Source organism: Streptomyces sp. NPDC000348 (genome assembly GCF_042898795.1).
Classification (GTDB): Bacteria; Actinomycetota; Actinomycetes; order Streptomycetales; family Streptomycetaceae; genus Streptomyces.
The window spans coordinates 1-11,699 of sequence record NZ_JBIAZD010000033.1; the positions used below are offsets into that span (position 1 = coordinate 1).

The following is an 11,699-nucleotide window of genomic DNA, read 5'->3' on the forward strand; positions in this document are numbered from 1 at the left end:
TGGGCGTTCGCGCTGGGCTGGGCCCTGCTGGCCGGCGTGACCGGGTTCGTCTACTTCTGGAAGGCTGAGGAGACATACGGCCGTGGCTGACACCAGCGACAAGAAGATCCCCACGGTCGTCGCCGACCGCGTCGACATCGTCTACCGGGTCAACGGCACCGGCGCCGGACGCGGCTCCGCCACCGCCGCCCTCAACCGCATGCTGCGCCGCAAGCAGACCGAGAAGGCCTCCGGCGTGCGCACGGTGCACGCCGTGCGGGGCGTGTCCTTCGTCGCGTACCGGGGCGAGGCCATCGGCCTGATCGGCACCAACGGCTCGGGGAAGTCGACCCTGCTCAAGGCCGTCGCCGGCCTGCTCCCGGTGGAGAACGGCCGCATCTACACCGACGGCCAGCCCTCCCTGCTCGGCGTCAACGCCGCCCTGATGAGCGACCTGACGGGCGAGCGCAACGTCCACCTCGGCGGGCTCGCCATGGGCATGTCCCGCGAGGAGATACGCGCGCGCTACCAGGAGATCGTCGACTTCTCCGGGATCAACGAGAAGGGCGACTTCATCACCCTGCCGATGCGGACGTACTCCTCCGGCATGGCGGCCCGGCTGCGCTTCTCCATCGCCGCCGCCAAGGACCACGACGTCCTCCTCGTCGACGAGGCGCTGGCCACCGGCGACCGCTCCTTCCAGAAGCGCTCCGAGGCGCGCATCCGGGAGCTGCGCAAGCAGGCCGGCACGGTGTTCCTGGTCAGCCACAACAACAAGTCGATCCGCGACACCTGCGACCGCGTGCTCTGGCTGGAGCGGGGCGAGCTGCTGATGGACGGGCCGACGGACGAGGTGCTCAAGGAGTACGAGGCCTTCACCGGAGGCACGGACAAGGCCCGCAAGCCGAAGCCGAAGGCGGTGCCGGCACCCTCCTGAGGCCCACGTCCGCGCGGCCGCTTCGCCCTATTGATGCCAATATGACCGAAGAGGACCGTACGGAGCGACGAGCAGCCGAAGGAGTCCCGCGATGCCCGAGCTCAGCGTCATCGTCCACGGGCCGAACACCCAGGACCACCTGACCGGCCTGCTCGACTCCCTCGTCGCCCACCCCCTCCCGGACACCGAGGTCGTCGTCGCCGCCGTCGGCGACTGGGCCCGCGAGACCGCCCAGCAACACGCCCCGCACGTCCGGGTGCTGCCCCTGCCCGACGGCACGTCCGACGCGGCGGCCCGGACGGCGGGGGCGGCCCGGGCCACCGGCCGCTGGCTGCACTTCGTCCGCGCCAAGGACGGCCTGCCGCCCGGCAGCACCCGTACCGTCGCCGAACGGGTCGCCGCACTCCCCGGCACCGTCGACCTCCTTCTCCTCGACCACCTCCGCAGCACCTGGCGCGCCTTTGGCCTGCCCTCGGCGGACGGCCCCCTGCTCGCCCGCGCGGGCCGCACCGACCTCGCCCTCGACGACAGCGCCTACCTGCTGCGCCTGAGCCCGCTGCTCGGCACCCGCGTCCTGCGCGCCGGCTTCTGGCGGGCGCACGAGGACCGGCTCACCACCGACGACGAACCGCGGGCGGCCCTCGCCGCCCTGCTGCTCGCCGGCCGCGTCGCCGCCCTGCCGCACGTCGCCCACGAGGACCGCCGGCTGCGGCCCGCCGCCCTCCCCCCGGTCACCCCCGCGGAGCACTACGCGCTCGTCGACCGCTACGAGGGCCTCCTCGACCTCGCCCGCGAACGCCCCGCCGTCTACACCGTGCTGTACGAGATCATGGTCCGTGACTGCCTGCGCGCCTTCACCCGCGGCGGCATGCCCGAGGACGTGGCCCGGGAGTTCTTCCACCGGGCCGGGGCCGCCGCCCTGCGCCGCCGCCCCGAGGGCCACCGGCGCCCCGCCGGCCTGGAGGGCGTCCGCCGCTCCCTGCTCGAGGAGGGCGCCTACGGCACGTACCGCGCCTTCCAGACCGCCAACCGCGCCCGCCGCGCCGTGCGGTCCACCGTGCACACCGGCAGGCGCCGGCTCGGCGCACAGGTCCGCGACCACCAGTACCGCAGGGCCCTGCACCGCCCCGTCGACCCCCGCCTCGCGGTGTTCGCCGCCTACTGGAACCGGGGGGTCGCCTGCAATCCGGCCGCGATCGCCGCGAAGCTCGCCGAACTCGCCCCGCACATCCACCCGGTGTGGGTGGTGACCGGCGAGAACGCCGCCCTGCTCCCGCCCGGCACCGACCACGTCGTCCCCGGCACCCGCCGCTACTGGGAGGTGCTCGCCACCGCCAAGTACCTCGTCAACAACGTCAACTTCCCGAACGCCGTGGTCAAACGCCCCGACGCGGTCCACCTGCAGACCCACCACGGCACCCCGCTCAAGCGCATGGGCGTGGACCAGATGGCGTTCCCGGCCGCCGCCCAGGGCCTGGACTTCGAGGCGCTGCTGGAACGCGTCGACAAATGGGACTACAGCGTCTCCGGCAACAGCCACACCACCCGCATGTGGGAGAGGGCGTACCCGTCCCGGTACGTCTCGCTCGACCACGGCTATCCGCGCAACGACGTCTACTACAGGGCCGGCGCCGACGACATCCGCGCGATCCGCGCCCGCCTCGGCATCGCGCCGGGCCGCCGGGCCGTCCTGTACGCGCCCACGCACCGCGACTACGAGGCCGGCTGGACGCCGCGCCTGGACCTCGCCGCCCTCGCCGACCGCCTCGGCGAGGACACCGTGCTGCTGGTGCGCGGCCACTACTTCTACGGCGGCGCCGCCTCCCCGCCGGCCGGCCCGCGCCGCTCGGGCCGCGTCGTGGACGTCTCCTCCTACGACCCGGTGGAGGAGCTGTGCCTGGCCGCCGACGCCCTGGTCACGGACTACTCGTCGATCATGTTCGACTACGCCAACCTCGACCGCCCGATCGTCATCCACGCCGACGACTGGGAGACGTACCGCACCACGCGCGGCGTCTACTTCGACCTGATGGCGGAGGCGCCCGGCCCGGTGGCCCGCACCCAGGAGGAGCTGACCGGGATCCTCACCACCGGCGCCTGGCGCGACGACGCCGCGGCGAAGGCCAGGGCCGTCTTCCGGCGCCGGTTCTGCGAGTACGACGACGGCCGCGCCGCCGAACGCGTGGTGCGCCGGGTCTTCCTCGGGCAGGACGAGGCGTCGCTGCCGCCGGTGCTGCCGATCGGGGAGCGCACCCCGGCCCCGAAGCCCGAGGAGGCGTCATGAGCACCTCGCGGGTCCCCGACGTCACCGTCACGGTGATCGTGCACAACGACGCCGGACGGCTCCCCCGCGCGGTGGAGTCCGTGCGGCGCCAGAGCCACCGGAACCTCGAGATCGTCATCAGCGACGACCACTCCACGGACGACACGCCCCGGGTGGCGCGGGCACTGGCGGCCCGCGACCGCCGTATCCGGTGCCTGCGGCTGCCGGAGAACAGCGGCGGATGCAGCGCGCCGCGCAACCGTGCGCTGGAGATCGCGCGGGCGCCGTACCTGATGTTCCTGGACAGCGACGACGAGCTGCCCGAGGGGGCGGTCGCGTCGCTGCTCGCCGCGCACCGCGCACGCGAGATCGACTTCGCGATGGGCGCGGTGCGGCGGATCCGGGTGGACACCGGCCGCCGCTCCACCTGGATGCCGCACCTCGTGCGCGAGCGCCGCACCCTGGACGGCATCGAGGCCGACCCGCGGCTGTTCTTCGAGCACCTGTCGACCGGCAAGATGTACTCCCGCGCCTTCCTCGACCGGCACGACCTGCGCTTCCCCGAGGGCATCCACTACGAGGACCAGCTGTTCTCGGCCCAGGCGTACTGCCTGGCGAAACGGTTCACGATCATCCCCGAGCCGGTGTACCTCTGGTACGTCGCCCCGTACGCGGGCTCCGGCGCCGCGTCCATCTCCAACCAGCGGCATCTGCTCACCAACGTCCGCGACCGGATCCACGTGCAGCGGCTGATCGACGCCTTCCTGGTCGAGAGCGGGCACGAGGCGCTGCGCGAGGACAAGGACCACAAGTTCCTCAAGCACGACTTCCGGATGTACGCGGGCGACCTGCCGTACCGGGACGAGGAGTGGCTGGCGGCCTTCGCGGACCTGGTGAACCCGTATCTGGAGACCCTGTCGCCGGGCGCGTACGCCCGGCTTCCCCGCGCCGAGCGGGTGGTGCTCCAGCTGGTCCGCGACCGGCGCCTGACCGAGGTCCGGTGGGCCGCCCGGGGGCTGGGGCACGGGATCGCCCCGAGGGAGCTGACCACGGGCCCGGACGGCCGTACGTACTGGGGCGGACGGGTCCCCGGGTCGGCGGGCGCCCGTCGTGAACTGGACATGACCGAGCTGGAGCCGGACACCCTGCCGTTCTCCGTCGCCCGGTTCCGCCACGAGATCACGGAGATCACCCGGGGCCCGGGGGCCTCCGTCGACCTGACCGTCCGCACGTACGACCCGGCCCTGCGCCTCCCGGTCGGCCCCCAGCGCGCGAGCCTGATCGTCTCCCCCGGCCGGCGCCGCCTGACCGTCCCCTTCCGGCTCTCCCCGGTCCGCCCCGGTGTCTTCGAGGGCCGCGTCCGTCTCGACCCGGCGGCCGCGCGCCTCCCGCTCAGCGGCTTCGCCGGGGTGCGCCATCCGCTGGTCCGGCTGACCTGCCGGGGGCGGAGCAACCGGGGGCTGCTGCTGGCCCCGCCGGCCTTTCCGCCCCTGACCGCCCGCGTCCCGCGCCACCGGGTCACGATCGAGCCCGAGGGCCACGGCCCGGGCCGCCTCCAGCTCCGCTGGCAACCGACCGGCCTCACGACAGGCGTGCTCCACCCGACGGCCCACCGCCTGTCCGGCACCCGGGCACGCCGAGCGGCCCGCTTGGTGGCGAGCGTCTTCAGCCCGTCCGGCTGAACCCAGCTCCTTTAGCTGAACTCAGCCCGTCCGGCTGAACTCAGCCCCTCCGGCGTTTGAGGAGCGGGGGTCCGGGGGCGGAGCCCCCGGGGACGATGGGGGTCCCCCCGCTCGAGCGAAGCCGAGAGTGGGGGAGGGAAGGGGCGGCGGGGGCGAAACAAACCAGCCGGATCCCCACCCCCCCGTCACAGCTCAGGGCACCGCATAGAGCACCTCCCCCTCCGGCCCCCGCGCCACCACCCGCAGCCCGGCGTCGGTCGGTTCCCCGGGCCCGGCCACGACCCACCGCACCCCGTACTCCCGCTCGATCCCCCGCCGCACGGCCGCCGGCGTCCCCTCCCCGAAGTACACCTCCGTGACCGCCACCCGCCGCTCCTCGTCCGGGAGGAAGAAGTCGGGATACCCCGGAGCGACCGTGTAGGGCCCGTACGCCGGAATCTGACGGGCCGCCCGCCCCTCCGCCATCACCACGTCCCCGTACCGCACCCACGGCGTGATCCAGTGGTACCCCGTCCACGGCACCCGGTACCGGTCCTCCACCACCGCCGGCAGCGCACCGCGCGGCACCACGTACCCCAGCACCCCCGCCTGCGCCCACCCGCCGAGCAGCAGCGCCCCCGCCAGCAGGGCCGTCCAGCCGGCCCGCAGCCACCGGCGCCCCGCCCCGAGCGCCTCCAGCGCCGCCGCGAGCTGCGCCGGGATCAGCGCGGCGGGCAGGGCGCGCCCCCAGGAGTAGTGGCCGCTGAGCCACCCCGCCGCGACGACGAGCGCCCCCAGCGCGAAGAAGACCACCAGCGGGTCCCGGCGGTCCCGCCGCGCGCGCGGGACCAGCGCGGCCACCCCGAGCAGGACCAGCCCGAACCGCGCGGCCGGATGCCCGTACAGCACCCGGTGCACCCGCTCCAGTCCGCTCCCGGCGCCGAACAGGGCGAAGAAGTCGTAGTACGGCCACGCCCCCAGCGCCACCGCCCCGACCAGCAGCCCGGCGCCGAGCCTCGGCCACACCGCGCGTCCGGGCCGGGCCGCGAGCACGGTGGCGGCGGCGCCCACCGTGGCCACGACCCCCGAGAACTGGTGGCAGAGCAGGATCACCGCCCAGAGCACTCCCAGGCCGAGCCACACCGGCCACCCGGCCTCCCGGCGCAGCGCCCCCGTCAGCCACGCCCAGAAGTGGAAGGCGAGACCGAGGGTGAACGTGCTCGGGTACGACACCGTCAGCGCGAGCGAGCCGAGTCCCGGGAAGCCGCTCCACAGGAGCGGGGTCGTGCCCCACAGCAGCAGCAGGCTCAGCAGGGCGAGCGCGGGCGCGGTCCGGTGTGCGCTCAGCGTCCGCACGTACCGCCACACGCCCGTCACCAGCAGCGCCAGTCCGGCAGCGGCGGCCAGCCGCAGGACCACGAAGACCGACGGCCCCGGCAGGCGGGCGACGGTGCCGAGCAGCAGCGTCCACGGCGAGTAGTACGGGCTCGGCGTGTCCGCGTCGACCAGCGGGTTGCCGGGGTCGAGCGGACTGTGCCGCAGCCGCTGCACGGTCGCCGCGTGCATGCCCAGGTCACCGGCCCAGGGGAGCCGCGCGATCACCAGGACCATCAGGGCGAGGACGAGTCCGGCGACGGCCACGGCCACGGTGCGGCCGGCGGCCTCCGGACGGGCCGCGGCAGGGCGCGCACCGGCCCTCCCCGGCGGAGCGGACGACGAGAATCGGGCGGTCACACCTGAGCCATTGCCCGCAGCGGCGGTCCCGCACCGGATCCCCCGCCGATGCCCACCCAAGGCACCACAACAATGCGGGGGTGCCCCGGGCCCGACGGCCCGGGGCACCCCCTCACGCACCTGCCCTACGAGTGGTGCGACCGCAGCAGCGTCCGCATCGTCCGCATCGCCACCGACAGGTTGGCGAGATCGAACGTGTCGGAGCCGTGGATCTCCTCCAGCGTGGTACGGGCCCGGCCCAGCAGCGCCGCGTTCTTCTGCTCCCACAGCTTGAAGCGCTGCTGCGGCGTCGCCGAGCCGTTGCCCTCCAGCAGCACGTCCGCGGCCACCGCCGCGTGCGCCGCGTACAGGTCCTCGCGGATCGCCGCGCGGGCCATGGACTGCCAGCGGTCGGCGCGCGGCAGCTCGATGATGCGGTCCATCAGCTGGGTGATGCGCAGCCGGTCACCGAGGTCGTAGTACACCTCGGCGACGTCCAGCGGCTCCTTGCCCGTCCGGTCGGCCACCGACACGATGTCGAGCGTCGGGAAGGCGGAGGAGAACCCGGCGACCCGGGTGGCGAGCTCGTCCGGGACACCGGCGCCGCTCAGCTCGTCGTAGATCCGCTGGTACCAGTCCAGGTCCGCGCCGCGCAGCAGCTTCGGCAGCTGCGCCCAGACCTGCTCGACCCGCTCGGCGAAGAACGACACCGTCTCCTCGAGCTCCAGCGGCTGCGGCCGGTTGTTGAGCAGCCACCGCGTACCGCGCTCCACCAGGCGGCGCGAGTGCAGCCGGATGCGGGTCTGGACCTCCGCGTCGACCGTGTTGTCGAGCTCCTCGACCGCGTCCCACACCATCGAGGAGCGGAAGATCGCGCGGGCCGCGGTCTGCGCCCGGACGATCTCCTCCAGCGACGCGCCGGTCTCCTCGCGCATCCGGTGCAGGTACGTCGTGCCGCCCGTGTTGACCGTGTCGTTGACCAGCACCGTCGTGGTGATCTCGCGGCGCAGCGGGTGGGTGTCGATCCGGTCGGGGAACTGCTCGCGCAGCGCCGTCGGGAAGTACGCGTGCAGCAGCGACTTCAGGTACGGGTCGTCGGGCAGCGAGGTGTGCAGCAGCTCCTCGGCGACCGTGATCTTCGTGTACGCCAGCAGCACGGCCGTCTCCGGCCCGGTCAGGCCCCGCCCGGAGGAGAGCCGCTCGCGGATCTGGCGGTCGGTGGGCAGGAACTCCAGGGCCCGGTCCAGCCGGCCCTCGCGCACCAGGTGCTTCAGGAACCGCTGCTGGGCGTGGACCATGTCCTTGGACTGGGCCAGCGCGTTGGCGATGGCGGTGTTCTGCGCGTAGTTGTTGCGCAGCACCAGCCGGCCGACCTCGTCGGTCATCTCGGCGAGCAGCTTGTTGCGCTGCTTCACGGTCATGTCGCCGTCCTTGACGAGACCGTTGAGCAGGATCTTGATGTTCACCTCGTGGTCGGAGGTGTCCACGCCGGCGCTGTTGTCGATCGCGTCGGTGTTGATCCGGCCGCCGTGCGACGCGAACTCGATCCGGCCGAGCTGGGTCATGCCCAGGTTGCCGCCCTCACCGACGACGGAGACCCGCAGGTCCCTGCCGTCGACGCGGATGGCGTCGTTGCCCTTGTCGCCGACGTCGGCGTTGGACTCGGTGGACGCCTTGACGTACGTGCCGATGCCGCCGTTCCACAGCAGGTCCACCGGCGCCGTGAGGATCGCCTTCATCAGGTCGGCCGGGGTCATCTTGGTGACGCCCGGCTCGATGCCGAGGGCCTCGCGGATCTGCGAGTTGACCGGGACGGACTTGGCGCTGCGCGGGAAGACCCCGCCGCCGGCCGACAGCAGCGCGGTGTCGTAGTCGGCCCAGGAGCTGCGCGGCAGCTCGAACAGCCGGCGGCGCTCGGCGTAGGAGACGGCCGCGTCGGGGTTCGGGTCGAGGAAGATGTGCCGGTGGTCGAAGGCGGCGACCAGGCGGATGTGCTCGCTGAGCAGCATGCCGTTGCCGAACACGTCACCGGACATGTCGCCGATGCCCACGACCGTGAAGTCCTGGGTCTGGGTGTCCACGCCCAGCTCCCGGAAGTGCCGCTTCACGGACTCCCAGGCGCCTCGCGCGGTGATGCCCATGCCCTTGTGGTCGTACCCGGCGGAGCCGCCGGAGGCGAAGGCGTCACCGAGCCAGAAGTTGTACGCCTCGGCGACCTCGTTGGCGATGTCCGAGAACGTCGCGGTGCCCTTGTCCGCGGCGACGACGAGGTACGTGTCGTCCTCGTCGTGCCGGACCACGTCCACCGGGTGCACGACCTCGCCGGCCACCATGTTGTCGGTGATGTCCAGCAGTGCCGAGATGAACGTCCGGTAGCTGGCGATGCCCTCGGCCATCCAGGCGTCGCGGTCCACGGCCGGGTCGGGCAGCTGCTTGGCGACGAAGCCGCCCTTGGCGCCCACCGGCACGATGACGGTGTTCTTCACCATCTGCGCCTTGACCAGGCCGAGGATCTCGGTGCGGAAGTCCTCCCGGCGGTCCGACCAGCGCAGACCACCGCGCGCGACCTTGCCGAAGCGCAGGTGCACGCCCTCGACGCGCGGCGAGTACACCCAGATCTCGAACGCCGGGCGCGGCGCCGGGAGGTCCGGGATGGCCTGCGGGTCGAACTTCATGGAGACGTAGTCGTGCGGTACGCCGTCACGCGCCTCCTGGAAGAAGTTGGTGCGCAGCGTCGCCTTGATGACCGTGAGGAAGGAGCGCAGGATGCGGTCCTCGTCGAGCGAGGCGACCTGGTCGAGGGCGGCGTCGACCTCCTCGAGGAGCGCGTCCACCAGCTCGTACCCGGCGCGCTGCCGGTCCGGCGACATCCGCGCCTCGAACAGGGAGACGAGCAGCCGGGTGGTGTGGACGTTGTGGCGGAGGGTGTCCTCCATGTAGTCCTGGCTGAAGGTGGAGCCCGCCTGGCGCAGGTACTTGGCGTAGGCCCGCAGCACCACGGCCTGCCGCCAGGTCAGTCCGGCGCTGAGCACGAGGGCGTTGAAGCCGTCGTTCTCCGCCTTGCCGGTCCAGGTCGCGGCGAAGGCGTCCTGGAACCGCTCACGGGCGTCGTCGCCGAGGTAGTCGGTGCCCGTGCCGTTGGGCATCCGCAGGCCGAAGTCGTAGATCCAGGCCACGCTGCGGTCCGCGCACCGCAGCTCGTACGGCCGCTCGTCGACGACCTCGACGCCGAGCCGCTGGAGCACCGGCAGCACCGCGGACAGGGAGACGGCCTCCCCCTTGCGGTAGATCTTGAAGCGGCGCTCCCCGGCGGCCGCGCCCACCGGCTCGTACAGGCTGAGCGCGAAGTCCCGCTCCTCGCCGAGCTCCTCCAGGCGCGCCAGGTCGGCGACGGCGCCGCGCGGGGGGTGGTCGGCCTTGTAGCCCTCGGCGAAGGCGCCCGCGTAGCGGCGCAGCAGCTCGGCGGCGCGCTCCTCGCCGAACTCGGCGTTCAGCGCCTCGGCGAAGCCGTCGGACCAGGAGCGGGCGGCCTCGACGAGCCGGGCCTCGATGCGCTCCTTGTCGGCGTCGGACAGCTCCGGCAGCTCGGTGCCCTGCGGCACGCGGACCACGAAGTGCAGCCGGGACAGGATCGACTCGGTGTTCCAGGCGGTGAAGTCGACGCTGATGCCGCCGAGCTCCTCCTTGAGGATGTCGATGATCCGCAGGCGCACACCGGTGGTGTAGCGGTCGCGGGGCAGGTAGACGAGCGCGGAGTAGTAGCGCCCGTACTCGTCCTGGCGCAGGTAGAGCCGCAGCCGGCGGCGCTCCTGGAGGTAGAGGACCGAGGTGGCGATGGCCCGGAGTTCGTCGGCCGGGGTCTGGAACAGCTCGTCGCGCGGGTAGGTCTCCAGGATCTGGAGCAGGTCGCGCCCGTCGTGGCTGTGCGGCGAGAAGCCGGCGTGCTCCAGGACCTCGTCGACCTTGCGCCGGATCACCGGTACCCGGCGCACGGACTCGGTGTAGGCGGCGGACGAGAACAGTCCGAGGAAGCGCCGCTCACCGACGACGTTGCCCTCCGCGTCGAACTTCTTGACGCCGATGTAGTCCAGGTACGACGGCCGGTGCACGGTGGCCCGGCTGTTGGCCTTGGTCAGCACCAGCATCTTGTGCTCGCGCGCCTTGGCCCGGGCGTCGGCGGGCAGCCGCTCGAAGGACGGGCTGGCCGGGTGGCCCTCGGCGGAGGCGTGGTGCGGGTCCGAGCGCAGTATGCCGAGACCGGTGCCGGGGACGGCGGCCAGCGAGTCGTCCTCGCGCAATTCGTACTCGCGGTAGCCGAGGAAGGTGAAGTGGTCGTCGGCGAGCCAGCGCAGCAGCTCGCGGGCCTCCTCGACCTGCGGCGCGGGCAGGTCGGCGGGGACGGGCTCGCCGGGCAGCGCCTCGGCCAGCGCGGTCGCGACCTGGCGCATCTTGCCCCAGTCCTCGACGGCCTCGCGGACGTCGGAGAGGACCCGCAGCAGGTCGGCGGTGATCTGCTTGAGGTCGCCGCGGTCGGTCTCGCGGTCGATCTCCACGTGGATCCAGGACTCGACGTGCGCGTCGTGCGGAAGGTCGCGCGCGTCGGTCGGGAGGTCGCCGCCGGGCGAGGTGGTGAGCACCTCGATCAGCTTGCCGGTGACGTCCCGGCGGACCACGAACTGCGGGTGGATGACGACGTGGATGCCGCGGCCCTGGCGGGTCAGCTCATTGGTGACGGAGTCGACCAGGAAGGGCATGTCGTCGGTGACGACCTCGACGACGGAGTGGCTGCAGGTCCAGCCGTTCTCCTCGACGGTCGGGGTGTGGACCCGGACGCTGGCGGTGCCCTGGGGGCGGCTCTCGGCGAGCCGGTGGTGCGAGACGGCGGCTCCGAAGACGTCGACCGGGTCGCGGTCGGTCAGGTCCTCCGGGGCGGTGTGCAGGTAGTAGCGCTGGAGGAACTCGAGCACGGTGTCCCGGTCGGGCATGCCCTTGTCCGTCGTCCCAGTCGGCAGTTTCCCCCCGGCCGGGCTGTTCTCAGCTACCCGGGCCGCCCTCTCGAGCAGCTCGGCCTTGGCTTCGTCCAGCTTGGTCTGCATGGTCCTCTGGCTCCTGTCGCGCGCCGTTGCGTGACGTAGAAGGAAGTACG

At 72.9% G+C, this 11,699-nt stretch carries 5 protein-coding genes and 1 pseudogene; 4 read left to right on the forward strand and 2 right to left on the reverse strand.

From position 1 onward, the window contains the following. The 4 genes and pseudogenes from ACFY3N_RS35150 to ACFY3N_RS35165 all read left to right on the forward strand — a co-directional run. Nucleotides 1-90, forward strand: a pseudogene (locus ACFY3N_RS35150) (ABC transporter permease); the annotation flags it as partial. Next, nucleotides 83-916 (forward strand): ABC transporter ATP-binding protein, encoded by an 834-nt coding sequence (locus ACFY3N_RS35155; protein ID WP_390820854.1) that lies wholly within the window; start codon nt 83-85, stop codon nt 914-916. The pseudogene ACFY3N_RS35150 and the gene ACFY3N_RS35155, both read left to right, overlap by 8 nt. Nucleotides 917-1,007: 91 nt before the next feature. Beyond that, the gene (locus tag ACFY3N_RS35160; protein ID WP_390820855.1) at nt 1,008-3,200 is read left to right on the forward strand and encodes a CDP-glycerol glycerophosphotransferase family protein; all 2,193 of its coding nucleotides are present in this window, start codon (nt 1,008-1,010) and stop codon (nt 3,198-3,200) included. After that, nucleotides 3,197-4,861: a glycosyltransferase family 2 protein gene (locus ACFY3N_RS35165; protein WP_390820856.1), complete on the forward strand. Its 1,665-nt coding sequence runs from the start codon at nt 3,197-3,199 to the stop codon at nt 4,859-4,861. Before ACFY3N_RS35160 ends, ACFY3N_RS35165 begins: the two co-directional genes overlap by 4 nt. 192 nt (nt 4,862-5,053) lie before the next feature. Here ACFY3N_RS35165 and ACFY3N_RS35170 read toward each other — a convergent pair whose 3' ends face one another. Together ACFY3N_RS35170 and ACFY3N_RS35175 are read right to left on the reverse strand one after the other, a co-directional pair. Continuing rightward, on the reverse strand, nt 5,054-6,574 hold the full coding sequence (locus ACFY3N_RS35170) for a hypothetical protein (protein WP_390820857.1): 1,521 nt from the start codon (nt 6,572-6,574) through the stop codon (nt 5,054-5,056). Nucleotides 6,575-6,699: 125 nt separating this feature from the next. Continuing rightward, nucleotides 6,700-11,649 carry an NAD-glutamate dehydrogenase gene (locus tag ACFY3N_RS35175; RefSeq protein WP_390820858.1) on the reverse strand — a complete coding sequence of 1,650 codons (4,950 nt, stop codon included), beginning with the start codon at nt 11,647-11,649 and terminating at the stop codon, nt 6,700-6,702. Nucleotides 11,650-11,699 lie beyond the last annotated feature (50 nt).